Annotated in this window: 24 protein-coding genes; 14 read left to right on the plus strand and 10 right to left on the minus strand. The window is 61.5% G+C overall.

The window, feature by feature from the left end:
- Positions 1-4 precede the first annotated feature (4 nt).
- The 5 genes from ACMTA2_RS27305 to ACMTA2_RS27325 all read right to left on the minus strand — a co-directional run bounded on the left by ACMTA2_RS27305 (position 5) and on the right by ACMTA2_RS27325 (position 5,955).
- Positions 5-1,798 (minus strand): DUF1302 domain-containing protein, encoded by a 1,794-nt coding sequence (locus tag ACMTA2_RS27305; RefSeq protein ID WP_413792576.1) that lies wholly within the window; start codon positions 1,796-1,798, stop codon positions 5-7.
- 748 nt (positions 1,799-2,546) lie between these two features.
- Positions 2,547-3,458, minus strand: a complete 912-nt coding sequence (locus tag ACMTA2_RS27310) for an SDR family oxidoreductase (protein ID WP_413792577.1) — start codon at positions 3,456-3,458, stop codon at positions 2,547-2,549.
- Between the two features lie 217 nt (positions 3,459-3,675).
- Positions 3,676-4,578, minus strand: a complete 903-nt coding sequence (locus ACMTA2_RS27315) for an alpha/beta fold hydrolase (RefSeq protein WP_413792578.1) — start codon at positions 4,576-4,578, stop codon at positions 3,676-3,678.
- On the minus strand, positions 4,578-5,360 hold the full coding sequence (locus ACMTA2_RS27320) for a class II aldolase/adducin family protein (RefSeq protein ID WP_413792579.1): 783 nt from the start codon (positions 5,358-5,360) through the stop codon (positions 4,578-4,580). Before ACMTA2_RS27320 ends, ACMTA2_RS27315 begins: the two co-directional genes overlap by 1 nt.
- A gap of 139 nt (positions 5,361-5,499) precedes the next feature.
- Positions 5,500-5,955 (minus strand): flavodoxin, encoded by a 456-nt coding sequence (locus ACMTA2_RS27325; protein WP_413792580.1) that lies wholly within the window; start codon positions 5,953-5,955, stop codon positions 5,500-5,502.
- Between the two features lie 155 nt (positions 5,956-6,110).
- Between ACMTA2_RS27325 and ACMTA2_RS27330 the strand changes: the two genes are divergently transcribed.
- Both ACMTA2_RS27330 and ACMTA2_RS27335 read left to right on the plus strand, forming a co-directional pair.
- Entirely contained in the window at positions 6,111-6,584 is a 474-nt protein-coding gene (locus ACMTA2_RS27330) for a PAS domain-containing protein (RefSeq protein WP_413792581.1), read from the plus strand.
- A 54-nt stretch (positions 6,585-6,638) separates the two neighbouring features.
- A complete protein-coding gene (locus ACMTA2_RS27335) occupies positions 6,639-7,244 on the plus strand; it encodes a hypothetical protein (protein ID WP_413792582.1) in 606 nt (201 codons plus the stop codon).
- A 9-nt stretch (positions 7,245-7,253) separates the two neighbouring features.
- On the opposite strand, the gene ACMTA2_RS27340 is transcribed toward ACMTA2_RS27335, so the two are convergent.
- Positions 7,254-8,213, minus strand: a complete 960-nt coding sequence (locus ACMTA2_RS27340) for a MerR family transcriptional regulator (RefSeq protein ID WP_413792583.1) — start codon at positions 8,211-8,213, stop codon at positions 7,254-7,256.
- A gap of 219 nt (positions 8,214-8,432) precedes the next feature.
- Between ACMTA2_RS27340 and ACMTA2_RS27345 the strand changes: the two genes are divergently transcribed.
- The 7 genes from ACMTA2_RS27345 to ACMTA2_RS27375 all read left to right on the plus strand — a co-directional run bounded on the left by ACMTA2_RS27345 (position 8,433) and on the right by ACMTA2_RS27375 (position 13,051).
- Positions 8,433-8,993 carry an antibiotic biosynthesis monooxygenase gene (locus ACMTA2_RS27345; RefSeq protein WP_413792584.1) on the plus strand — a complete coding sequence of 187 codons (561 nt, stop codon included), beginning with the start codon at positions 8,433-8,435 and terminating at the stop codon, positions 8,991-8,993.
- 233 nt (positions 8,994-9,226) lie between these two features.
- Positions 9,227-9,937, plus strand: coding sequence for a dihydromonapterin reductase (gene folM / locus ACMTA2_RS27350; RefSeq protein WP_413792585.1), 711 nt, complete (start codon positions 9,227-9,229; stop codon positions 9,935-9,937).
- Positions 9,938-9,957: 20 nt separating this feature from the next.
- Positions 9,958-10,518 (plus strand): GTP cyclohydrolase I FolE, encoded by a 561-nt coding sequence (gene folE / locus ACMTA2_RS27355; RefSeq protein ID WP_413792586.1) that lies wholly within the window; start codon positions 9,958-9,960, stop codon positions 10,516-10,518.
- Positions 10,519-10,890 (plus strand): dihydroneopterin triphosphate 2'-epimerase, encoded by a 372-nt coding sequence (gene folX, locus ACMTA2_RS27360; RefSeq protein WP_003178065.1) that lies wholly within the window; start codon positions 10,519-10,521, stop codon positions 10,888-10,890. It abuts the gene before it with no gap.
- Positions 10,891-10,995: 105 nt separating this feature from the next.
- Positions 10,996-11,292 (plus strand): DUF1244 domain-containing protein, encoded by a 297-nt coding sequence (locus ACMTA2_RS27365; protein ID WP_305468423.1) that lies wholly within the window; start codon positions 10,996-10,998, stop codon positions 11,290-11,292.
- Positions 11,285-11,623 carry a HopJ type III effector protein gene (locus tag ACMTA2_RS27370; RefSeq protein WP_413792587.1) on the plus strand — a complete coding sequence of 113 codons (339 nt, stop codon included), beginning with the start codon at positions 11,285-11,287 and terminating at the stop codon, positions 11,621-11,623. The genes ACMTA2_RS27365 and ACMTA2_RS27370 overlap by 8 nt, the downstream gene beginning before the upstream one ends.
- Before the next feature lie 177 nt (positions 11,624-11,800).
- Positions 11,801-13,051 (plus strand): 2-aminoadipate transaminase, encoded by a 1,251-nt coding sequence (locus ACMTA2_RS27375; protein ID WP_413792588.1) that lies wholly within the window; start codon positions 11,801-11,803, stop codon positions 13,049-13,051.
- Positions 13,052-13,148: 97 nt separating this feature from the next.
- Here ACMTA2_RS27375 and trxB read toward each other — a convergent pair whose 3' ends face one another.
- Positions 13,149-14,111, minus strand: coding sequence for a thioredoxin-disulfide reductase (trxB, locus tag ACMTA2_RS27380; protein WP_003205459.1), 963 nt, complete (start codon positions 14,109-14,111; stop codon positions 13,149-13,151).
- Between the two features lie 313 nt (positions 14,112-14,424).
- Between trxB and cysZ the strand changes: the two genes are divergently transcribed.
- Positions 14,425-15,180: a sulfate transporter CysZ gene (cysZ, locus tag ACMTA2_RS27385; RefSeq protein WP_413792589.1), complete on the plus strand. Its 756-nt coding sequence runs from the start codon at positions 14,425-14,427 to the stop codon at positions 15,178-15,180.
- A 39-nt stretch (positions 15,181-15,219) separates the two neighbouring features.
- Positions 15,220-16,419: a glycosyltransferase family 4 protein gene (locus ACMTA2_RS27390; protein ID WP_413792590.1), complete on the plus strand. Its 1,200-nt coding sequence runs from the start codon at positions 15,220-15,222 to the stop codon at positions 16,417-16,419.
- Positions 16,420-16,556: 137 nt separating this feature from the next.
- Here ACMTA2_RS27390 and ACMTA2_RS27395 read toward each other — a convergent pair whose 3' ends face one another.
- The 3 genes from ACMTA2_RS27395 to ACMTA2_RS27405 all read right to left on the minus strand — a co-directional run bounded on the left by ACMTA2_RS27395 (position 16,557) and on the right by ACMTA2_RS27405 (position 19,055).
- Positions 16,557-17,660, minus strand: a complete 1,104-nt coding sequence (locus ACMTA2_RS27395; protein WP_413792591.1) for an NADH:flavin oxidoreductase — start codon at positions 17,658-17,660, stop codon at positions 16,557-16,559.
- Between the two features lie 312 nt (positions 17,661-17,972).
- Complete coding sequence (locus ACMTA2_RS27400) at positions 17,973-18,455, minus strand: glutathione peroxidase (RefSeq protein WP_413792592.1); 483 nt, start codon at positions 18,453-18,455, stop codon at positions 17,973-17,975.
- Positions 18,456-18,569: 114 nt separating this feature from the next.
- On the minus strand, positions 18,570-19,055 hold the full coding sequence (locus ACMTA2_RS27405) for an FKBP-type peptidyl-prolyl cis-trans isomerase (RefSeq protein WP_413792593.1): 486 nt from the start codon (positions 19,053-19,055) through the stop codon (positions 18,570-18,572).
- On the opposite strand from ACMTA2_RS27405, the gene ACMTA2_RS27410 reads away from it, so the two are divergent.
- The 3 genes from ACMTA2_RS27410 to yihG all read left to right on the plus strand — a co-directional run bounded on the left by ACMTA2_RS27410 (position 19,024) and on the right by yihG (position 22,462).
- Entirely contained in the window at positions 19,024-19,362 is a 339-nt protein-coding gene (locus ACMTA2_RS27410; RefSeq protein WP_413792594.1) for a DUF3565 domain-containing protein, read from the plus strand. The genes ACMTA2_RS27405 and ACMTA2_RS27410 overlap by 32 nt on opposite strands.
- 91 nt (positions 19,363-19,453) lie before the next feature.
- Positions 19,454-21,553: a phosphate acetyltransferase gene (pta, locus tag ACMTA2_RS27415; RefSeq protein ID WP_413792595.1), complete on the plus strand. Its 2,100-nt coding sequence runs from the start codon at positions 19,454-19,456 to the stop codon at positions 21,551-21,553.
- Positions 21,554-22,462, plus strand: coding sequence for a 1-acylglycerol-3-phosphate O-acyltransferase, YihG family (gene yihG / locus ACMTA2_RS27420; RefSeq protein WP_413792596.1), 909 nt, complete (start codon positions 21,554-21,556; stop codon positions 22,460-22,462).
- The last annotated feature ends 80 nt before the right edge of the window (positions 22,463-22,542 follow it).

Below are 22,542 nucleotides of genomic sequence, written 5' to 3' on the forward strand. Positions count from 1 at the left end.
CAGATCAGAAGTTCACGCCGAAGCTCAGCGCGAGGAAATCGCGGTCTTCGAGAACGTTGTAATCGCCGCCAAAAAAGTCGGTGTAGCTCAGGCTGGCGGTGTAGGTGTTGCGGTAGTCGGCATCGACGCCGACGCTGATAGCCTTGGCGCCTTCGTTGAACAAGCCGTTGGGACCGTAACCGGCCACATCATGAGACCAGGAAACGTTGGGCTTGAAGTTCACACCACCGATCACGTTGGCGTAGTCGAGAATCGCCCTGGCGCGATAGCCCCAGGAAGTCGAGGTGACGAAGCCATCGGTGTCGCCATTGAACCCGTACTGGCCATAGACCGAATCGCGGCCGTAACGCAGCTTGTCCTTGGACTCCAGCCCGCCGACGTGCACCACCGCCGCCTCGCCCACCAGCGTCAGGCGTTCGGCGCCCAGCACCTGATCGACAAAATGCGTCAGGGTGCTCTGGACCTGGGTGATTTCCTTGCGCCGGTAGCCGGTGTTATCCGCCCCGGCCGAGGTCGCGATAGGTGAAGCAGCGCCACCGGCAATCGGGTTGAGCAGCGCCAGGGTCAGGTCGTTGGTATTGACCTGCACCGGTGCGTTGGGGCGGTAGCTGATTTCCCCGGTCCAAGCGGTGCCGGTGGGCAACGTCGTGGAGAAACTCGCGCCGTACAGGCGGATGTCTTCCGGGTATTCAAGGTAGTACCCACCGCGACCCAGCATCACGCTCTGGGCCAGGCCCGCACCGCTGCCAGGGGCCAGGCCGTTGGCGATCGCGACCATGCCCGGCAACGCCGCCAGGGTCGAAAGCCCCGCCGTGGTGGTGCCGACGGCAGGCGTGCGGCTGTGGTAATTCATGAAGTACAGGCCGTACTCGGTGTCATCGCCGAGCCAGCGCAATGCCGTACCCCACTGGCCGGAGTCGCGGGCGTCGCGGTCAGCGCCACGGGGAATGATCACCCCTTCGCTGGAGACCTGGATCTCCTCGCCGAATGCCTGGGTCAAGGGCACGAATGGCGCAATCGCCGGGCTGCCCACGGTGTAGCCACTGGTGCAACCATCGGCCACCACGTCGTTGCCGAAGAACGTACCGCAGTTATCCACCACGGTCTGGTCCCACTCCAACTGGTAGAACCCTTCGATGGTGAGCTTGTCGGTCAGGCCCTGGGAGGCGAACAACATGTTCACCGGGATCAGGCCTTCCTTGATCTCCGCACCGGGGCGACGGAACGCGGACACGTCCACCGGGTTGATGCTGTTGATGGAGTTGCCGATGAAGGTGCTTTCCCCCCAACTGACCACCTGCTTGCCGGCACGCACGGTGCCTGGCAGGTCGGCGATGGAATAGTTGTGATAGACGAAGGCATCGAGAATCTGCGCCCCCGAGGACTTGGCGCCTTCCTTGCGATTGCTGTCGCTGATGTCCTTGAACTCGCGGTCTTCATCCTTGAGTTCGAAGTCGTACCAGTACTTGCCGCGCACGAACACACCGGTATCGCCGTACTTGAGTTCGAGGTCGTGCAGGCCCTTGAAGATCTTGGAAAAGGTCTCGCCTTTCTTGAAATTCAGCCGTCCGTCATCACCGGTGGAGGACTGGCCCCGACCGCCGTTGACCGTGCCGACAAAATCCTTGTCGGCATCGCGCATGCCCCAGCTCGCGCCCACGGACAGCGACGAATCGAACTGGCCTTCGATCTCGCCAATGTTGAATGAAACGGCCTGCGCCTGGGCACAGCAACCCAAGGCCACCGCGACGGCCAGCGCCTGCGGCTTGAAGATGGCGCGCATTGTTATTGTTGTCATGCGTCTTCCCCGGTGAGTGACAGAGGCTTCACCCTACTGCCGCGCGCCATGGGCGATAAGCGCACCAAGGAGGTATTCGCGCTGTACCTCAAAAGGATTACAGCCCCTGCCCGACGGGCCTTTGCGCCGAGCATGGACGGACTGGATGATGGGTCATCAGCGCCGCGCATACTCACGCCCTGACCGGTACTGTTACGCGCCCTGCAACGGTGCATGTCCGGATCCGGGCTGTTTCCCTCCGAGCGCGATCCCTATGCTGGCCGGGCTTGCAGGGCAACGGGCCTGCCGGCGCAAGTCGCCACGGCATCCCTCCTGCCTGGCGCACCGTCTTCGGATGGATTGGCGCATAGATCCATCATCCCGTGTTCACCGACGTTGGTTTGTAGCTCCTTTGCAACGTCACGCTTAGGCCGCTGCTTTTTGCAGCGGCCTTTTTTCTGTGCGGTTATTTCATGCATATCCACGCGCACGATTGATCGACCGCCCACCTTTTTAATGACGCAGTGCTCAAGGTCTGACGGTGTACTTCGGATTATCGAGCGGGGCGACGGCCAAATGTCTGACCGCCAGGAATGGTCGGCCGAACGCTTTGCCTGGGTGTGGGGGATCGACCTGTACCTGAGAGGAGCCCGCTTATGTGCAGCACTGTCCACCCAGGTTTATTGGATTCATCGTGGCGAGGGCGCTCGCCACGGAATCATTTCGCCGGTGTAGAAATCACACGGTTGAAAGGCGTCGAGGCTGCACGTTAAACAGCGTAGCGCTGCAGATTCGCCATCATCTCCTTCAATGCTTCCAGGTTGTCATTGGGATGCACCGCATCGTCGAAATCGCAGATCTGCTGCCAATGGGCGGCGACGTCCTCGGGAGAAAAGCCTTTGCGCGGGTCGAAACCCGCACCCAGGCTGCGCTCCCAGCGCACCTTGCCCATCCAACCGCCGCCCACTTCGAACAGGCCTGAGGTTTCCTGGCAGGCTTCACTGGCCAGGTACACCACCAACGGGCTGACGAGTTCGGGCTTGAGTTGTTCGAACACCTGCGGCGGGATCAGGCCTTCGGTCATGCGGGTGCCGCCAGTGGGAGCGATGGCGTTGACCAGGATGTTGTTCTTGCGACCTTCGATGGCCAGGGTCCGGGTCAGGCCGTAGAGGCCGAGCTTGGCCATGCCGTAGTTGGATTGGCCGAAATTACCGTAGATGCCGGAAGTGGAGGCGGTGAAGATCACCCGACCGTAGTTCTGCTCACGCAGGTGCGGCCATGCGGCACGGGTCACCTTGTAGGCACCCTCGACGTGGACGCGGTAGACCAGGTCCCAATCGGCGTCGTCCATTTTGTGGAACGTCTTGTCTCGCAGGATCCCGGCGTTGTTGACCACCACATCGACACGACCGAACGCGTCGAGCGCATGTTGAACCAGCTTGTCGCCATCGGTCACCGAGTCGTGGTTGGCCTCGGCGATGCCGCCGGCCTCACGGATTTCAGCGACCACCCGGTCCGCCGCCGAGGCATTGGCCCCTTCCCCTTGAGCCGAGCCGCCAAGGTCGTTGACCAGCACTTTCGCGCCTTGCCTGGCGAACAGCAGCGCATGGGCACGTCCCAGGCCACCGCCAGCTCCCGTGACGATCACGACTTTATCTTCGAAGCGCACAGACTCACTCATGGCAGAACTCCAGCAGGCGGATAGGACGATGGGCATGAGTGTCCGGCACCCGTCGGCCGGTCACAATGAACACGGTTGCCAGTGAATGGTGCTCGATAAGGCGGGGGGATGATGCAGGCCCCAGCCACGGCGGCGTAGTCGTTTTTCCCGCTGGCCGAAGCACCGCTTTCGCGAGCAGGCTCACTCCCACACAGGTCTGCTCCGGCAGTGCCAGGTGTCAGGAACAGGCCATCTGCCTGCGCGGCGCGGTGATGGCTTCGCGAAACGCCAGGTAGTGATTGAGCACCTGCACCGGTGCCTCGGTGTGCGGGTAATGACCGACGTCGGGCAGCAGCACCGTGTCCGGGTTGGGGATCAGGGCCTCGTAGCGCGCCACCATGTGTTCACCTGAAATCGGATCGACAGCGCCGTCGATCACCCGTAACGGCACGTCGCCGCGCTGCATCGCCTGTACCCAGCGCTCACGCTGCACACGGCGTTCGGGAATATAGGCGATGAGCTTATGCATGATCCGCGGACCGTGATGGGCTTTCACCAGGCTCCAGAAGTCATCCAGCTCACTTTCGGTAGGGCCGGTCCTGGGACCGAAAATCTTCCGAAAGCTGCTGGCCAGGCTTTCCCGACAGAACAACCGCCCCAGCAGCCAGCCCAGGGGACTGAGCAAAAGTTTCTGGGCCCATACCGGACGGTGGGTTTCGGGGAACAGCCCGCCATTGAGAAAGACGCAACTGGCGAGGTCAATCCGCGCTTCGTAATGTCGCGCAAGCAGTTCCTGGGCCACGCTGTCACCGTAATCGTGGGCCAGCACATGCACCGCGCCTTTCACATTCAGGTGAGCCAGCAAGGCCTGCTGCAGATCGGCCTGCTCCAGCAGGCTATAGACGTGATCCCTCGGTTTGGCGGAGTCGCCGAAACCGAGCATGTCGCACGCGATCACCCGATAGCGTTGCGCCAAGGGTTGCCATAGGTAATGCCAATCCCAACTGGCGGTAGGGAAACCGTGGATCAGCAGCAGCGGCTCACCCTGGCCCGCCACCCAGTAGCGAATGACATGACCACGAAACATGAAGGTCTGGCTGCGCTGGCGCCAGATACGCAGGGGGATCTGAGCCAGGGCCATCAGTTTCTATACCCGGCGTCTTGTTGGTCGAGCTTGCGCAGCAACGCCGGCCAGGCCAACGCGCCGCCCATGCCTTGGGTGCTTTTGGTCACCCCGGCGATCATCGCCCGGGCGCCGGCCAGAATCTGCGGCTCGATGGCAATCAATTCGGCCCCGCCGTTCTGGGCCAGGACCTGGATGTCACAGGCCCGTTGAAAGGTGAACATCATCAAGAAGGTATCGGCGATGGTGCCACCGCATGTCAGCAAGCCATGGTTGTGCAGCATCAGGAAATTGCTTTCGCCCAGGTCGGCCTGCAGGCGCGCCTTTTCTTCGTGATTCAAGGCCACCCCTTCGTAAGCGTGATAAGCCAGGCTCGACAACACGAACAGTGCTTGCTGGCTGATCGGCGACACGCCTTGCTTTTGTGCCGATACCGCGACACCGGCAGCCGTGTGGGTGTGTAACACGCAGGCCACGTCATGGCGCACCTCATGCACCGCACTGTGGATGGTGTAGCCGGCCGGATTGATGTCGTAGGGGCTGTCCATCAACTTGTTGCCGGCCTGGTCGACCTTGACCAGGCTCGAGGCGGTGACTTCATGGAACATCAGCCCGAACGGGTTGATCAGGAAGTCCTCGGTACCGGGGACCTTCGCGGAGATATGGGTGAAGATCAGGTCATCCCAGCCATGCAACGCGACAAGCCGATAACAGGCGGCAAGGTCCACCCGGGTTTGCCATTCGGCCGCACTGACCTGGTCCTTGATACTGAGTGTCGTTTGGACGGGCGCTACGCTCACGGCTCTGACCTCTGGTTTCTTGTTGTAGAAATCTCGTCATCGAAACGTCTTGTGCAAGAAAATGAGTCTAGTCAGGTCTTCCAGAGGCGGTAGTTGCATTGGCAGCCAGCTTACTGGCCAAACGAGTCACGCCTGCGCCTCAAGGGCGCAACGCCTCGATCCATTGCGCCAGCCACGGCTCGGCGTCGGTTTCCGGCGTGACGCTTTCGCTGGCATCCAGGCGCAGCATCGGCAGCACCTCGCGCACGCCCAGCTCGGCGAACAGCTCGCACATCTGCTCGCCGCCGGCGCAGAAGGTGTCCCCGTAGCTGGCGTCGCCCAGACCGATCACCGCGCCGGGCAAGCCACGAAAGAACCCCGGCAATTGGTCGCGGATGGTCGAATACAATGGCATCAAGCTGTCCGGCAACTCGCCCATGCCGGTCGTCGACGTCACCGCCAGCAGGGCGTGCGGCGCAAACGCCTGCACGTCCGCCAAGGTCGCACGAGGGTTGTGCCAAGCGTCGAAGCCCGCGTCGCGAAGCAGTTTGGCGGCGTGCCGGGCGACTTCTTCGGCAGTGCCATACACTGAGCCGGAAAGAATGGCGACTTTCATCAATCTGATCCTGAACCTGAAAAAAGAGCCGGGATAGTAACAGTTGCACCCGCCAGCCTGCGAATGGCTCTCAACGGCCATAATGGCCAGTGGACAGCCTGTCGATTTCTTCTAAAATACCGCTTCAACAAGGATGTTCCAGAAGGGCTCTTCCAATGATCAACGCTCAACTGATGCAACTGGTCATCAACGCCTCGAACGATGGGATTGTCATCGCTGAAAAAGAAGGCGAAGACAATATCCTGATCTACGTGAACCCGGCCTTCGAACGCTTGACCGGCTATCACCGCGACGAAATCCTCTACCAGGATTGCCGCTTCCTGCAGTCGGGTGACCGGGAGCAACCTTCCCTGGAGCAGATTCGCAAGGCCTTGCTAGAGGGCGGTGCCTGTCGTGAGGTGCTGCGAAACTACCGCAAGGACGGCACGCCGTTCTGGAATGAGCTGTCATTGTCCACGGTAAAAAACCAGGCGGACGGGCATACCTATTTCGTGGGCGTGCAAAAAGACGTCACGACCCAAGTCAAGGCTCAACAACGCGTCGTCCAGCTGGAAAAGGAGCTGGCCGAAGCCCGGGAGACGATTGCGCGGCTCGAAGCGACGAACGGTGCAAACAAAACCACGAATTAACGGTCAGTCACTACAATCACCAGTGAAAATGTAAATTATCATTTCGAGCCGACCATGCAGCGCGATGCCCTTCTGACGCAGGATGAACTGGACTTCATCCGGACCATGCAGCACAACCCGCAGTTGAACGAGCGGGATGTCACGTCGAGCTTGCTGGTCAACGGCGGGTCGCAGATCCGTGACTTGTTGACGCGCCTGGCGGCGAATGAACAGGTCACGTTGCAAGCCAATTTCGAAAACCAGCAAATGACCTTTCCCTTGCATCTGGTGGAAGACGAATTCCATGCGATGCACCTGCGCCTGGGTGTCCCGAGTATCTACGAGGACGGACCGAAGATCCGTCCGTGGCGCCTGACACTCGACGAGCCGGTGGCGCTGGAAAATATCAAGGGCCTGCCCGGACCGCTCTGGGTCCACGAGGTGTCCTGCAAAGGCGTATTGCTGGAAAACCGCAGCCGCACCAAGCCACCGAAGCAATTTGCCTTGTGGTTCAGCCCATCAGGCTACGAGCGGATTTCGTTGCGTGGCACCCTCGAACGGGAAACCGATCGAGGGTTGCTGGCTTATCACCTGAGCCAGAGTGACCAGGACGAGACCGAACGCCTGCGCCAGTACATCCTGCAGCAACATCGCCTGACCCACCCCACCATGCATCTCTAGGGCACCCGTTCAGGTATCCAGGTTGCCTGCCAGAAATTGACGCAGGCGCTGGTGCATCACCGTTCCTTCATTGCCCAGGCAGCCGATTGACGAGCCAGCCAGGCTGTCCTGCGCCAGGTCGGATGCATCGCCGGCCAGCATCAACGGACAATCCAGGCTCATCGCCAATTTGCCCAGGCGCTTGGGCAAATCCGGGCCCGGTGCATGATTGGACAACAGCACCAACGCCAACGGCTGGATCTTCTCGCACACCAGGGGCAGTTCGTCGAACGGCAGCCCGATCGACAGTGCCCTGACGCCCACGTCCGCCTTGGACAGGAACAGCGCCGTGACCAGCAACTCCAGCTCGCGACACTGGCCGGCAAGAGCGCAGACCAGAATCCGTGGCGCTCCACTTTCTCGCTTGAGCAAAAGCCGCTGGATGATGCGCGAACGCAGGAACCCATCGAAAAACACCCATTCACTGATTTGTCCGAACGCCGGCTGGCGATGCAGCATTTGCCGCCAAAGCGGCATCAGGATGTCCTGGAATACGACCGGTACGGTGTAGGTGGAAAAAATCTGCCCATAGACGCGATCCAGCTCCACATCGTCAAAGTTGCCGACCGCGTCCGCCACCTGTTGCTGCCACCGGGCGTGATCGGCCTTGACCAGGTCCGATGAAATCAGCGAGGAGACCGGTTGTACCGCCTCGGTCTTCGCCAGGATCCTGCCCACTTTACTCACGGCCACCCCGCGCTCTATCCACGCCAGGATGCTGCGAACCTTTTCGATATCGCTCAATGAGTACAGGCGATGCCCGCTTTCGGTGCGGGTGGGCTGGATCAGACCGTAGCGCCGCTCCCATGCGCGCAGGGTCACGGGATTCACGCCGGTCATGCGTGCGACTTCGCGAATGGGGAACAGCTCTTCGCGCTTCAAAGCACCTGACGCCTGGAAAACAAAGCTATCCTCTGTGATTACGCTCATTTTGGCAGACAATTCCGGCTGGCAAATTGGATCCCAGTCTCCTCCTTCAAGACACGTCATGACAAGGAAAACGTGTTCCGGGGCGCGGTTTTGTTGTTTCACGCACAATCGGGAATAATCCTTGCCTGTTTTTTGGCGACCAGACGCGCCCCACCATCCCGGGGCGTCCCCTGCGAATCTCCTACCCGGAGTGCCGTGCCTGTCTTAAGGAGATACATGATGTCTACCTCCCCCGTCACCCTGATGGTGGCCCGTCGCGTCGCCAATGGACGCTATCAGGATCTGATTGCCTGGCTGCGCGAAGGCGAACAACTGGCCACCGATTTTCCCGGTTACCTGGGCTCCGGCGTACTCGCACCACCGCCCCAGGACGATGAGTTCCAGATCATCTTCCGGTTTGCCGACGAGCACACGCTGCACGCCTGGGAACATTCCGCCTCACGCACCGCCTGGCTGGGACGGGGCAGCGATCTGTTTGCCCATCCCTCCGAACACCGGGTGCGTGGCATCGACGGTTGGTTCGGCACGGTCGGTCAGCGTCCGCCCCGTTGGAAACAGGCCGTGGCCATCTGGCTCGCGTTCTTTCCCGTGTCGCTGTTGTTCAACTTCCTGTTGGGCCCGCTGCTGGGCGAACTGGGCCTGTTGAACCGCGTGCTCATCAGCACACTCATCCTGACGCCGCTGATGGTCTACTTGTTTATCCCGATGTCGACCCACCTGCTGGCGAACTGGCTCAACGGCGCGCCGCAGCGGACGTTGCCGGCTACGCAGAATCATTGATGTCGCCAGCTTCAACATTGATCCCCGTGGGAGCCCCGGCCTCATGGGCGACAAAAAATCTGTGGGAGCGAGCTTGCTCGCGATGAGGCCGGTGCATCCACACCAGATATTGCCTATCCGTCCGCTATCGCGAGCAAGCTCGCTCCCACAGGAACCCTGGATTTACCTTTGTACATAGGAGGCGCCCCGCGTCACTGTTATAGTTTGGCTCTTGCCGTGAACCGAGCCGTCCTATGTCCAACGCCACCGCTCCGATCCTGATCACGGGTGCAGCCCAGCGCGTCGGCCTGCATTGCGCCCGGCGCTTGCTGGAGGACGGGCACCCGGTAATCGCGACCTATCGCACCGAACGCCCGGGCGTGCAGACGTTGCGGGACCTGGGAGCGGTGGTGCTGTTCGCCGACTTCTCCAGCGAAACGGGGATCCTGGCTTTCATCGAACAGCTCAAGCAGCACACCGACCAGTTGCGGGCCATCGTGCACAACGCCTCGGCCTGGATGACCGAAGAGCCTGGCAACGAAGCGACGGCCTTCAGCGCCATGTTCGGCGTGCACATGCTTGCGCCTTACCTGATCAACCTGCATGGCGCCGAACTGCTGCTGCGTTCGACGCCAGCGGATATCGTGCACATCAGCGATGACGTGACCCGCAAGGGCAGTGCCCGGCATATCGCCTATTGCGCCACCAAGGCCGGCCTGGAAAGCTTGACCCTGTCGTTCGCGGCCAAGTTCGCCCCGGCGATCAAGGTCAACGGCATTGCCCCGGCCCTGCTACTGTTCAACCCCGAAGACGACGCGGCTTACCGCGCCAAGGCCCTGGCCAAGTCCGCACTGGGTATAGAACCCGGCAGCGAAGTGATCTACCAGAGCCTGCGTTACCTGCTGGACAACCCTTATGTCACCGGCACGACCCTGACCGTCAACGGCGGGCGGCACGTCAAATAGCCTTGTTTCGAGGATGCACCATGACGCTATCCCTGCCCCAGAACTACCGCGAGATCCTCATCGGCCTGGGAGAGAACCCTGAGCGCGAGGGTTTGCTCGATACCCCGGAACGCGCCGCCAAGGCCATGCAGTACCTTTGCCATGGGTATGAACAAAGCGTCGAGCAGATCGTCAACGGCGCGCTGTTCGCCTCTGACAGCGATGAAATGGTGATCGTCGCCGACATCGAACTCTATTCGCTTTGCGAACATCACCTGTTGCCCTTCATCGGCAAGGCCCATGTGGCTTATATTCCTACGGGCAAGGTCCTGGGGCTGTCGAAGATCGCCCGGTTGGTGGACATGTTCGCCCGCCGCCTGCAAATCCAGGAGAACCTGACCCGGCAAATCGCCGACGCGGTGCAGCAGGTCACCCAGGCCGCTGGCGTGGCGGTGGTGATCGAGGCCCAGCACATGTGCATGATGATGCGCGGTGTCGAAAAACAGAACTCGACGATGAACACCTCGGTGATGCTCGGCGCCTTTCGTGATTCCAGCACCACGCGCCAGGAGTTCCTGCAATTGATTCGACGGAGCAAGTAAATGCCACAACTTCAGCCCGCCATGGCACGCATCAAGGTCAAGGACCTGCGCCTGCGCACCTTCATCGGCATCAACGAGGACGAGATCCTCAACAAGCAGGATGTGTTGATCAACCTGACCATCCTCTATGCCGCCCAGGAGGCGGTGCGCGACAACGACATCGACCACGCGCTGAACTACCGCACCATCACCAAGGCGATCATCGCCCATGTGGAAGGCAACCGCTTCGCCCTGCTCGAACGCCTGACCCAGGAATTGCTCGACCTGGTCATGGCCAACGAGTCGGTGCTGTACGCCGAAGTCGAAGTCGACAAGCCCCACGCCTTGCGATTTGCCGAGTCGGTGTCGATCACCCTTGCGGCAAGCCGCTGAGCTGCACGTTTTCAGCAGCGGGCTTGAAGCGGTAAGCTTGTCGCCAGCGCACTCCATTCCTGCAGCTTGAAGCACCTCGCTTGTCGCTGCCCGTCAGAGAACACCATGAACGACCAACAACGCCTCGAACTCGAAGCCGCCGCTTTCCGTCGGCTGGTTGCCCACCTGGACAGCCGCAAGGATGTGCAGAACATCGACCTGATGAACCTCGCTGGCTTCTGCCGCAACTGCCTGTCCAAGTGGTACAAGGCCGCCGCCGATGAACGCCAGGTGGACGTCAGCCTCGACGACGCCCGCGAAGTGGTCTACGGCATGCCGTACGCCGAGTGGAAAGCCCAATACCAGAAAGAAGCCAGCGCCGAACAACAGGCGGCGTTCGCCAAAGGAAAACCCGATGCTTGATCTTGCTACCCTGCGCACCCGCCTCAAGAGCGGTGAACATGCCTTCGCCGACACCCTGGCCTTTATCGCCGCCGGCTACGACTACCAGCCCCAGGCCTTCAACAACGGCGGTGTGCAAAATGCCGCCGGGCAGAACGAAGGTTCGTGCAAGACCCTCGGCCTGGCACTGCTCGAAGGCTTGAGCGACGAAGAAGCGCTGCTGGCGTTTGGCGAACATTACCGCTCGGTGCTGGCCACGCCCGAAGGCAGTGACCATGGCAACATCCGTGCGCTGATGGTCCATGGGCTGGCCGGTGTAACGTTCGAGGCACCGCCGCTGCAACGGCGCTGATCGATTCTTCCCGTGCGGTGAGGCCCGCTTTTGTGGCAGGGCTCCATTCATCCTTATGAAGAACACCTCACCACATCGCGACTTTTAAGATTGACCCGGCAACTTTATTTCGTTTGCCGGGCCCCTCTGCTCGCGGCTTAGATAACGGAAATTTCTCCTTCGTCCGGGCCGTCCTCCATGAGCAGCGAAAGCATCAGCCAATCGATCTCCATCGTGCACCCCGTCAGCCTCAGTCACGGCAAGAATGCCGAGGTCTGGGCCACCGACGGCAGGCGCTACATCGATTTCGTCGGGGGCATCGGCGTACTGAACCTCGGCCATTGCCATCCGCGCATCGTCGAGGCGATCCGCGAACAGGCCACCCGGTTGACTCACTACGCCTTCAACGCCGCTCCTCATGCGCCCTACATTGAATTGATGGAGCGCCTGACAGGGTTTATCCCAGTGGACTACCCGGTCAGCGGTATGCTCACCAACAGCGGTGCCGAGGCGGCGGAGAATGCCTTGAAGATCGTGCGGGGCGTCACGGGCCGTACCGCCGTGATCGCGTTCGACGGCGCCTTCCATGGCCGTACCCTGGCGACACTCAACCTCAACGGCAAGGTCGCGCCCTACAAACAGAAAGTCGGCGTCCTGCCCGGGCCGGTGTATCACTTGCCGTACCCCAGCCCGGACAATGGCGTCACGTGCGAAGAGGCGTTGAAGGCCATGGAACGGCTGTTCAGCGTCGAGATCGACGTAAATGACGTGGCCTGTTTCATTGTCGAACCGGTGCAGGGCGAGGCCGGCTTCCTGGCGATGGACGTGCCCTTCGCCCAGGCCTTGCGGCAGTTCTGCGACGACAAGGGCATTGTGCTGATCGTCGATGAAATCCAGTCCGGCTTCGGTCGCACCGGCCAGCGCTTTGCCTTCTCCCGATTGGGCATCGAGCCAGACCTGATCCTGCTGGGTAAAAGCATTGCCGGCGGCGTGCCTCTGGGGGCCGTGGTGGGACGCAAGGCGCTGCTGGACAACCTGCCCAAGGGCGGGCTCGGCGGCACCTACTCGGGCAACCCCATCGCCTGCGCCGCCGCACTGGCAACCCTGGACGAGATGACGGATGCCAACCTGCACGCCTGGGGCGCGCAACAGGAAGAGGCGATCGTCAGCCGCTACGAATCCTGGCAAACCCGCAGGTTGAGCCCTTACCTGGGCCGCCTGACCGGCGTCGGCGCCATGCGCGGCATCGAACTGAGCCACGCCGACGGCACCCCGGCCTCGGCACAATTGACGCAACTGCTGGCCCTGGCACGGGAATCGGGCCTGCTGCTGATGCCCAGTGGTAAATCGCGACACATCATTCGGCTGCTGGCGCCGTTGACGAGTGAGGCGGCGGTGCTGGAAGAGGGATTGGATATTCTGGAAGCGTGCCTGGCGCGGCTGGCCTGAAATGCACTGTTTCTGACCACACAAAAAACAGGGGGGCACCAGCAGATATCCAGGCATGAAAAAACCGGCCGAAGCCGGTTTTTTTGTACCCGATGAATCAGAACGAAGCGTTCTGCAGGCCATCCAGGTAACGCTCGGTGTCCAGGGCCGCCATGCAACCGGCACCGGCCGAGGTGATCGCCTGGCGGTAGACGTGGTCGGCCACGTCGCCGGCCGCGAAGATACCTTCGACGCTGGTGGCCGTGGCGTTGCCGTCGCGGCCGCCCTTGACCACCAGGTAGCCGTCCTTGAGTTCCAGCTGGCCTTCGAACAGCGAGGTGTTCGGGGTGTGGCCGATGGCGATGAAGACGCCGTCAACCTTGATCTCGTCGAAGCTGCCGTCGTTGTTCTTCAGGCGGGCACCGGTCACGCCCATGTTGTCGCCCAGCACTTCGTCCAGGGTCGCATTGAGCTTGAGGATGATCTTGCCTTCGGCGACGCGGGCGTTGAGCTTGTCGATCAGGATCTTCTCGGCACGGAAGGTTTCGCGACGGTGGATCAGGGTAACCGTGCTGGCGATGTTGGCCAGGTACAGCGCTTCCTCGACCGCGGTGTTGCCACCACCGACCACAGCCACTGGCTTGTTGCGGTAGAAGAAGCCGTCGCAGGTGGCGCAGGCCGAGACACCTTTGCCCATGAAGGCCTCTTCCGACGGCAGGCCCAGGTAACGGGCACTGGCGCCAGTGGCGATGATCAGGGCATCGCAGGTGTAGGTCGCGCTGTCACCGGTGAGGGTGTACGGCTTGGCGGCGAAATCCACGGCGTTGATGTGGTCGAAAACGATTTCGGTCTCGAAACGCTCGGCGTGTTCCTTCATGCGTTCCATCAAGGCCGGGCCAGTCAGGCCGTGGACGTCGCCCGGCCAGTTGTCGACTTCGGTGGTGGTGGTCAATTGACCGCCGGCCTGCATGCCGGTGATCAGCAACGGCTTGAGGTTGGCACGGGCCGCGTAGACCGCAGCGCTGTAACCGGCAGGGCCGGAACCAAGGATAATCACTCGCGAATGACGCACTTCAGACATGACCTGCTCCTGTTGACCGGACCTTGCGGGCCGGAACGCCGGGTGAGCGGCGTGAATAAAAAAGGACCGTTGACGCACTTGGGGAAGGCTTGGGTTCGACAGTCCTGAAAAAGAATGGGTGCAGCGTATCGAGGGAGCGAAGATTAAGGAAATACGGTTTAACAATCCAGCTCATAGGTGAGCTCTATCTGCGGCACGGCTTTCAATAGGCGCCCCGGCCCTCAAGAAACGTTGTTACACGCCATGTCGCCGCTTTCCCAGGCAGGGCAAAAGCCGGTAAGGTCGGCGCGTTCATCTTCGCTCGGAGCCACCTATGCCCGCCCCCGTCCTGTCCGGCCCGCAATATTTGCGAGAAGGCCTCAAGCTGATCCTGAGCCCGGGCCTGCGTCTGTTCGTACTCTTGCCCCTGGCGATCAACCTCGTGCTGTTCGTCGGATTGATCTACCTGGCCGGCCATCAGTTCAGCCTGTGGGTCGATACGCTGATGCCGTCACTGCCCGACTGGCTCAGTTTCCTCAGCTATGTCCTCTGGCCCCTGTTCGTGGTGCTTGTCGTGCTGATGGTGTTTTTCACCTTCACCCTGCTCGCCAACGTCATCGCCGCACCGTTCAACGGTTTTCTCGCGGAAAAAGTCGAAGTGGTCATCCGTGGCACCGACGACTTCCCGGCCTTCAGTTGGGCCGAGTTGATCGCCATGATCCCGCGGACCCTGGGCCGGGAAGCGCGCAAGCTCGGTTATTTCCTGCCCCGCGCCCTGGGGCTGTTCGCGCTGTCGTTCATCCCTGTGGTCAATCTGGTGGCGGCGCCGCTGTGGCTGCTGTTTGGCGTATGGATGATGGCGATCCAGTACATCGACTACCCGGCGGACAACCACAAGCTGGGCTGGAACGAAATGCTCGCCTGGCTGCGGGAAAAACGCTGGCAGAGCCTGGGCTTTGGCGGCAGCGTTTACCTGGTGCTGCTGATCCCGGTGGTCAACATCCTGATGATGCCGGCGGCGGTGGCCGGAGCCACGTTGTTCTGGGTCCGCGAGCAAGGCGCCGAGACCGCGTTGGCCCGCCAGGGCTGAGCCGTCACAAATCCATCATCCTGGCGTCACAATGACGAAATGGCCCTGGTCGACACTGGGGTCATGACCACACCCCTGCACATTACCCTGATCACCGAAACCTTCCCGCCGGAAATCAACGGCGTGGCCAATACCCTGGGCCGCCTGTACGACGGCTTGCGCGCCCGTGGACATCAGGTCGAGCTGATACGACCTCGTCAGGCCGACGACCAACGCCAGGCCAGTGACGACCGGTTGCTGCTGTGCCGGGGCTGGCCGCTACCGGGCTATCCCGGCCTGCAATGGGGCCAGGCGTCGATGCACAAGTTGCTCAGGCGCTGGAAGCGTCATCGCCCGGACGTGCTGTACATCGCCACGGAAGGGCCGCTGGGTTTGTCGGCGCTGCGGGCGGCACGGCGCCTGGGCATCTCGGTGGTCAGTGGTTTCCACACCAATTTCCAGCAATACACCCAACAGTATGGTCTCGGGCTATTGAGTCGTGGGCTCACCCACTACCTGCGCTGGTTTCACAACCGCTCCAGCTTGACCCTGGTTCCCAGTCTCAGCCAGCGCCTGGAACTGGAGCGACGTCATTTCGAACGCGTGGCGTTGTTGTCCCGGGGCGTGGACAGCCAACTGTTCCACCCGGCCAAACGCTCGTCGAACCTGCGCGAAACGTGGGGCTTGCGCGATGACGACATCGCCGTGCTCCATGTCGGACGCCTGGCACCGGAAAAAAACCTCGGGCTGCTCAAGCGCTGCTTCGACACGCTGTGCGGTGCTTTTGCGGGGCGACGGATGAAGTTGGTGGTGGTCGGCGACGGCCCACAGCGCTCCGAGCTGGAGCAGGAACTGCCCGAGGCGATCTTTTGCGGCTCGCAACGCGGCGAGGCGCTGGCCAGCCATTATGCGTCCGGGGATGTGTTTGTCTTTCCCAGCCTGACCGAAACCTTCGGCAACGTCGTGTTGGAGGCGCTGGCGTCCGGGCTGGGCGTGGTGGCCTACGATCAGGCTGCGGCTGCGCAACATATTCGTCACGGCTATAACGGTGTATTGGCGATGCCGGGGGATGAAGAGGCGTTCTGCGATGCCGCCCGTTGGCTGTTGGAGGAGCGCGAGACCTTGCGTTGCGTGCGGCTCAATGCGCGCCAGCACGCCAGCCGCCAGGGTTGGGCGTCGGTGATCGAGCAGTTCGAGGCGCAGTTGCGAGGGGTTTGTGTGGGTGAGCAGGTGATGCCTGCTGCACCGACGGTGCGCTGAATCTTCAGAGAAGCTGAGGCCGCCATCGCGAGCAAGCTCGCTCCCACATTCGGTCCCCAGGGAACACATATCTTGTGTTCAACCCAGATCCATTGTGGGAGCGAGCTTGCTCGCGATGACGTCGGATCAGCCGCCGCTTAAACCAGGGTCATCAACGCCTCACGACTGAACGGCAAGATTTCCTGCTCCCGGCCTTCGCGCACTTTTTGCGCCCAGTCCGGATCCACCAGCAGCGCACGCCCCACTGCCACCAGGTCGAACTCCTCGTTGTTCAGGCGTTCCAGCAGTTTCTCCAGGCTGGCCGGCTGCGCGACTTTGTCGGTGTTGACCATGAACTGCAGGAACTCGCCATCCAGGCCGACGCTGCCCACGGTAATGGTGGGCTTGCCGGTGAGCTTGCGGGTCCAGCCAGCCAGGTTCAGCTCGGAGCCTTCGAACTCTGGCTCCCAGAAGCGCCGTGTCGAGCAGTGGAAAATATCCACGCCCGCCTCGGACAATGGCTTGAGGAATTCGCCCAGGGCTTCAGGGGTCTGCACCAGGCGCGCGGTGTAATCCTGCTGCTTCCATTGGGAAAAGCGGAAGATGATCGGGAACCCCTCACCCACTGCCGCACGCACGGCCCGAATCAATTCGATCGCGAAGCGCGAGCGATTGGCCAGGCTGCCGCCATAACCGTCAGTGCGCTGGTTGCTGCCTTCCCAGAAGAACTGGTCAACCAGGTAGCCGTGGGCACCGTGGATTTCCACCCCGTCCATGCCAATGCTCTGGGCGTCTTTCGCCGCTTGGGCGAACGCGGCGATGACGTCGTTTATATCCGCCTGGGTCATGCCGTGGACCACCACCTGGCCGTCCTTGAGCTTTTCGCTCGGACCATAGCCCGGCACGCTGGCATCCGGCTCGGTGCCGAGGCGGCGCACATTGCCCACATGCCACAATTGCGGAACGATCTTGCCGCCTTCGGCATGCACTGCATCGACCACCTGCTTCCAACCGGCCAGCGCGGCCTCGCCGTAGAAATGCGGCACGTTCGGGTAGCCGTTGGAGGCCTGGTGCCCAACCGTCGTGCCTTCGGTGATGATCAGCCCGACCCCGGCCGCCGCACGGCGACGGTAGTACTCGACCACCTTGGCGTTCGGCACGCCGCCTGGCGAAAAGGAACGGGTCATCGGCGCCATCACCACCCGGGTAGGCAACTCGAACGCGCCGAGATGGAAGGGTTTGAACAGGGCTTTTACGGGCATGGGGCACTCCACGGGACGACGTCACAAATTGGATATGACGACGATAATATGGAGCATGGGAGGTGCTGGGTAGCACTATTGATTGGAATGATTAAGGATCAGAAGGAAGCCGAGAGGATCACGATGGGTGATTTGAACCGATTCACAGCCGGGTACAAACCTGTGGCGAGGGGATTTATCCCCGCTGGGCTGCACAGCAGCCCTAAAATCTGATATCTCGGTGTGTCAGCCTAAACGAGTCGCTTGCTCTTGGGGCTGCTTCGCAGCCCAGCGGGGATAAATCTCCTCGCCACAGGGTGCCGTGCCTGGCTTTCAGCCCAGTGCTTTTTCGATCGCCTGGATCACGGAAGGGTCATCCGGCGTCGTACGCGGTGAGAAACGCGCCAGCACCCGACCGTCCTTGCCGAGCAGGAATTTTTCGAAGTTCCAGGTAATGTCCCCTGGAAACTCGGCCCCCTCGCCCGCCAGCAGGCGGTACAACTGGTGACGATCATGACCGTTCACGTCCAGCTTGCTGGACAGCGGGAACGTCACGCCATAGTTGAGGCTGCAGAACGCCTGGATCTCCTGCTCGGTCCCCGGCTCTTGCCCGGCGAACTGATTGCAGGGCAGGCCCAGCACACTGAACCCCTTGTCCTTGTATTGCTGATAGAGGTTTTCCAGCGCTGTGTATTGAGGCGTCAGGCCACATTTGGAGGCGACGTTGACCACCAGCACGACTTGCCCCTTGAACGGCGCCAGAGCAAGCTCCTGCCCATCCAGGGCTTTGAGTTTAAGGTCGTGGAAAGCACTCATGACGAACTCCAGGGTTTGCGGATCTTTTGAAACAGCCATGGGCGATGCTAACAGCAAGCGACTAAAAAGGCGCCATAAGGCGCCTCTCCAGTCAACTTGAGCTTAGCGCACAAATCAGTGGTGATGGCCGCCTTCACCATGGACGTGACCATGGGCGACTTCTTCCTGGCTGGCGTCACGGATATCGACGATCTTGACCTTGAAGTTCAGGCGCTGGCCGGCCAACGGGTGGTTGCCATCAACGGTGACGTCGTCGCCTTCCAGGTCGCGAATGGTGACGATCTGCATCTGGCCATCGGGCGCCGAGGCGTGGAACTGCATGCCCACTTCCAGCTCATCCACGCCTTCGAACATGCTGCGGCTCAGGGTGCTGACCAGTTCGGCGGAGTATTCACCGTAAGCGTCTTCCGGCTCGACGCTCACGTTCAGGTCGTCACCGACCGCTTTGCCTTCCAGGGCTTTTTCCAAGCCCGGGATGATGTTGCCTGCGCCATGCAGGTAGACCAGCGGAGCGCCGCCGGCAGAGCTGTCGATGACCTCACCAGCGTCGTTGGTCAGGGTATAGTCGATGGAGACAGCCTTATTGGCGGCGATCAGCATGGGGCGAGACCTTTTGCATAAGAATGAAGAACGGACAAGTCTAAACAAGGATTTGCCCGAAAGCGAACGGAACCCGGACAAACGGACTTGCGCGGCCAGACCGACGGTCAGCGGTTTCCACCAGGATGAGGACGGGCACTGGGTGGCCGAGCTTTCCTGTGGCCATACCCAACACCTGCGCCACCAGCCACCCTGGCAGTCCCGGGCCTGGGTACTGGACCCTGCGCAACGTATTGAAAAAATAGGCCAGCCCTTTGATTGCGGCTGGTGCGCTCAAGGCCCGGTTAGCGATAACCTTGGCGACTGAATTTGACGGTAGACGGCCAACATAGGCCGCGCCCTGGTGTCCTGCATCGTAAATACAGGACATCCTAGCCATGCTCCTTTAGAGAATCCGCATGCAAACTTTTTTTATCGCGCCCACCGATTTTGGTGTGGGTCTGACCTCCATCAGCCTCGGGCTGGTGCGCACCCTTGAACGGGCCGGACTGAAAGTCGGCTTTTTCAAACCCATTGCCCAGCCGCATCCCGGCGACACCGGGCCGGAGCGCTCCACCGAGCTGGTGGCCCGCACCCATGGCCTCAAGCCCCCGCAACCCCTGGGCCTGGCCCACGTGGAGCGCATGCTCGGCGACGGCCAGCTCGATGAGCTGCTGGAAGAAATCATCACCCTTTACCAGCAGGCGGCCATTGGCAAGGACGTGCTGGTGGTCGAAGGCATGGTCCCGACCCGCAACGCCAGCTACGCCGCCCGGGTCAACCTGCACCTGGCCAAGAGCCTGGACGCCGAGGTCATCCTGGTGTCGGCGCCGGAGAATGAAGTGCTGACCGAGCTGTCCGGCCGGGTTGAGCTGCAGGCACAGCTGTTCGGCGGGCCGAAAGACCCGAAAGTCCTCGGAGTGATCCTGAACAAGGTCCGCACCGAGGAAAGCATGGAAGCGTTTTCCGCACGGCTCAAGGAGCACTCGCCCCTGTTGCGCAGCGGCGATTTCCGCCTGCTCGGTTGCATCCCGTTCCGCCCCGAACTCAATGCCCCGCGCACCCGCGACGTAGCCGACCTGATGGGTGCCCAGGTACTCAATGCCGGCGACTACGAAACCCGGCGCATGAGCAACATCATCATTTGCGCCCGCACCATGCGCAACACCGTGGAACTGCTCAAGCCCGGCGTGCTGGTGGTGACCCCCGGCGATCGCGACGACATCATCCTGGCCGTGAGCCTGGCGGCGATCAACGGCGTGCCGCTGGCCGGCCTGCTGCTGACCAGCGACACCTTGCCTGACCCACGCATCATGGACCTGTGCCGCGGCGCCTTGCAGGCCGGGTTGCCGGTGTTGTCGGTGAGCACCGGCTCCTACGACACCGCCAACCAGCTCAACGGCTTGAACAAGGAAATCCCCATCGATGACCGCGAACGTGCGGAGATCATCACCGATTTTGTCGCCAGCCACCTGGACGCCCAATGGCTGCACCAGCGCTGCGGCACACCGCGGGAAATGCGCCTGTCGCCGGCGGTGTTCCGCTATCAGTTGATCCAGCGCGCCCAGGCCGCCAACAAACGCATCGTGCTGCCCGAGGGCAGCGAACCGTTGACCGTCCAGGCCGCCGCCATTTGCCAGGCCCGGGGCATCGCCCGCTGCGTGCTGCTGGCAAAACCGGCCGACGTCGAAGCGGTGGCCCGCGCCCAAGGCATCGAGCTGCCACCGGGGCTGGAAATTCTCGACCCGGATTCGATTCGCGAGCGTTACGTCGAGCCAATGGTGCGGCTGCGCAAGAGCAAAAGCCTGAACGCGCCGATGGCCGAGCAGCAACTGGAAGACACCGTGGTCATCGGCACCATGATGCTGGCCCTGGATGAAGTGGACGGGCTGGTGTCCGGCGTCATCCACTCCACCGCCAACACCATCCGCCCGGCGTTGCAACTGATCAAGACCGCCCCGGGCTGCTCCCTGGTGTCCTCGGTGTTTTTCATGCTGTTCCCCGAGGAAGTGCTGGTCTACGGCGACTGTGTGATGAACCCGCACCCCAGCGCGACGGAACTGGCCGAGATTGCCCTGCAAAGCGCCGACTCGGCCGCGGCGTTCGGCATCACGCCGCGTGTGGCGATGCTCAGCTACTCCAGCGGCGAGTCGGCCAGTGGCGAAGAAGTGGAGAAAGTCCGCGAAGCCACCCTGCTCGCCCACGAAGCCCAGCACGGCCTATTGATCGATGGCCCGCTGCAATACGACGCCGCCGCCAACGAAACCGTCGCCCGGCAATTGGCCCCCAACAGCCAGGTGGCGGGCCGAGCCACGGTCTTCATCTTCCCGGATCTCAACACCGGCAACACCACCCACAAGGCCGTGCAACGCAGCGCCGATTGCGTCAGCCTCGGGCCGATGCTGCAAGGCTTGCGCAAACCGGTGAATGACTTGCCCCGCGGCGCCCAGGTCGATGACATCGTGTACACCATCGCCCTGACCGCGATCCAAGCCGCCAACCGACCTTTGGACATTTAAATGCTGGACTTCCTGCCTGCCCCCTTGCGCGGCGTCATTGCCTCGCTGCTGTTGGCGCTGAACACCCTCGCCTGCTGCACACCGCTGTTCATCGTGGCGATTTTCAAGCTGTTGCTGCCCTTCCCCACCGCCCAGCGTTTCACCGACTGGTTGATGAGCCACATCCATGAAGCCTGGATCAGCAACAACAAGGCCTGGATGAATTTGCTGCGCCGTACCCGCTGGCACCTCAGCGGCCTGAAGGGCCTGGACTACCAGCACTCGTACCTGATTACCAGCAATCACCAGAGCTGGGTCGACATCATGGTCCTGCAGTACGTGCTGAACCGACGCATCCGGCCGCTGAAGTTCTTTCTCAAGCAGGAGCTGATCTGGGTGCCGGTGATTGGCCTGGCCTGGTGGGCCCTGGGCTTCCCGTTCATGAAACGCTATTCCAAGGCTTACCTGGAAAAGCACCCGGAAAAGAAAGGCAAGGACCTGGAAACCACCCGCAAGACCTGTGCGAAGTTTCGCAACAACCCCGTGGGCATTTTCAATTTCGTCGAAGGCACGCGCTTTACCGAAGGCAAGCATGCCCAGCAGCAGTCACCGTTTCGCTACCTGCTCAAGCCCAAGGCCGGCGGCATCGCGTTTGTACTCGATGCCATGGGTGAGCAGCTGGAATCGATCATCAACGTGACCATTCATTATCCGGGCGGCCGCCCGGGGTATTGGGATTTGCTCTGCGGCAACGTTGGGGAGGTGGTGGTGCATTTCCAGGAATTGCAGATCCCGCCACAGTTCATTGGCAAGAACTACGATCAGGACGGCGTGTATCGCCTGGAGTTCCAGGGCTGGATCAACCAGTTGTGGCAGGACAAGGATGCGTTGCTCGAACAAATGCACCGGGAACATCCCGCCAAGTCTTGAGGTGGCTGCACTGGCCTCATCGCGAGCAAGCTCGCTCCCACAGGGATCGGTGTGAACGCCGACTCTGTATTCACTGACAA

Source organism: Pseudomonas medicaginis, assembly GCF_965119365.1.
In the GTDB taxonomy this organism is placed as follows: Bacteria; Pseudomonadota; Gammaproteobacteria; order Pseudomonadales; family Pseudomonadaceae; genus Aquipseudomonas.

What these genes read in the sequence shown, in the direction of transcription:
- ACMTA2_RS27310 (WP_413792577.1), bottom strand. Translation starts at nt 3,458, where the DNA reads ATGAGTGAGTCTGTGCGCTTCGAAGATAAAGTCGTGATCGTCACGGGA.
- folM (WP_413792585.1), top strand. Translation starts at nt 9,227, where the DNA reads ATGTCCAACGCCACCGCTCCGATCCTGATCACGGGTGCAGCCCAGCGC.
- ACMTA2_RS27410 (WP_413792594.1), top strand. Translation starts at nt 19,024, where the DNA reads ATGGAGACAGCCTTATTGGCGGCGATCAGCATGGGGCGAGACCTTTTG.
- ACMTA2_RS27400 (WP_413792592.1), bottom strand. Translation starts at nt 18,455, where the DNA reads ATGAGTGCTTTCCACGACCTTAAACTCAAAGCCCTGGATGGGCAGGAG.
- ACMTA2_RS27305 (WP_413792576.1), bottom strand. Translation starts at nt 1,798, where the DNA reads ATGACAACAATAACAATGCGCGCCATCTTCAAGCCGCAGGCGCTGGCC.
- ACMTA2_RS27405 (WP_413792593.1), bottom strand. Translation starts at nt 19,055, where the DNA reads ATGCTGATCGCCGCCAATAAGGCTGTCTCCATCGACTATACCCTGACC.
- ACMTA2_RS27325 (WP_413792580.1), bottom strand. Translation starts at nt 5,955, where the DNA reads ATGAAAGTCGCCATTCTTTCCGGCTCAGTGTATGGCACTGCCGAAGAA.
- ACMTA2_RS27315 (WP_413792578.1), bottom strand. Translation starts at nt 4,578, where the DNA reads ATGGCCCTGGCTCAGATCCCCCTGCGTATCTGGCGCCAGCGCAGCCAG.
- cysZ (WP_413792589.1), top strand. Translation starts at nt 14,425, where the DNA reads ATGCCCGCCCCCGTCCTGTCCGGCCCGCAATATTTGCGAGAAGGCCTC.
- ACMTA2_RS27335 (WP_413792582.1), top strand. Translation starts at nt 6,639, where the DNA reads ATGCAGCGCGATGCCCTTCTGACGCAGGATGAACTGGACTTCATCCGG.
- folE (WP_413792586.1), top strand. Translation starts at nt 9,958, where the DNA reads ATGACGCTATCCCTGCCCCAGAACTACCGCGAGATCCTCATCGGCCTG.
- ACMTA2_RS27330 (WP_413792581.1), top strand. Translation starts at nt 6,111, where the DNA reads ATGATCAACGCTCAACTGATGCAACTGGTCATCAACGCCTCGAACGAT.
- ACMTA2_RS27370 (WP_413792587.1), top strand. Translation starts at nt 11,285, where the DNA reads ATGCTTGATCTTGCTACCCTGCGCACCCGCCTCAAGAGCGGTGAACAT.
- pta (WP_413792595.1), top strand. Translation starts at nt 19,454, where the DNA reads ATGCAAACTTTTTTTATCGCGCCCACCGATTTTGGTGTGGGTCTGACC.
- ACMTA2_RS27365 (WP_305468423.1), top strand. Translation starts at nt 10,996, where the DNA reads ATGAACGACCAACAACGCCTCGAACTCGAAGCCGCCGCTTTCCGTCGG.
- ACMTA2_RS27395 (WP_413792591.1), bottom strand. Translation starts at nt 17,660, where the DNA reads ATGCCCGTAAAAGCCCTGTTCAAACCCTTCCATCTCGGCGCGTTCGAG.
- ACMTA2_RS27345 (WP_413792584.1), top strand. Translation starts at nt 8,433, where the DNA reads ATGTCTACCTCCCCCGTCACCCTGATGGTGGCCCGTCGCGTCGCCAAT.
- yihG (WP_413792596.1), top strand. Translation starts at nt 21,554, where the DNA reads ATGCTGGACTTCCTGCCTGCCCCCTTGCGCGGCGTCATTGCCTCGCTG.
- ACMTA2_RS27375 (WP_413792588.1), top strand. Translation starts at nt 11,801, where the DNA reads ATGAGCAGCGAAAGCATCAGCCAATCGATCTCCATCGTGCACCCCGTC.
- trxB (WP_003205459.1), bottom strand. Translation starts at nt 14,111, where the DNA reads ATGTCTGAAGTGCGTCATTCGCGAGTGATTATCCTTGGTTCCGGCCCT.
- ACMTA2_RS27340 (WP_413792583.1), bottom strand. Translation starts at nt 8,213, where the DNA reads ATGAGCGTAATCACAGAGGATAGCTTTGTTTTCCAGGCGTCAGGTGCT.
- folX (WP_003178065.1), top strand. Translation starts at nt 10,519, where the DNA reads ATGCCACAACTTCAGCCCGCCATGGCACGCATCAAGGTCAAGGACCTG.
- ACMTA2_RS27390 (WP_413792590.1), top strand. Translation starts at nt 15,220, where the DNA reads ATGGCCCTGGTCGACACTGGGGTCATGACCACACCCCTGCACATTACC.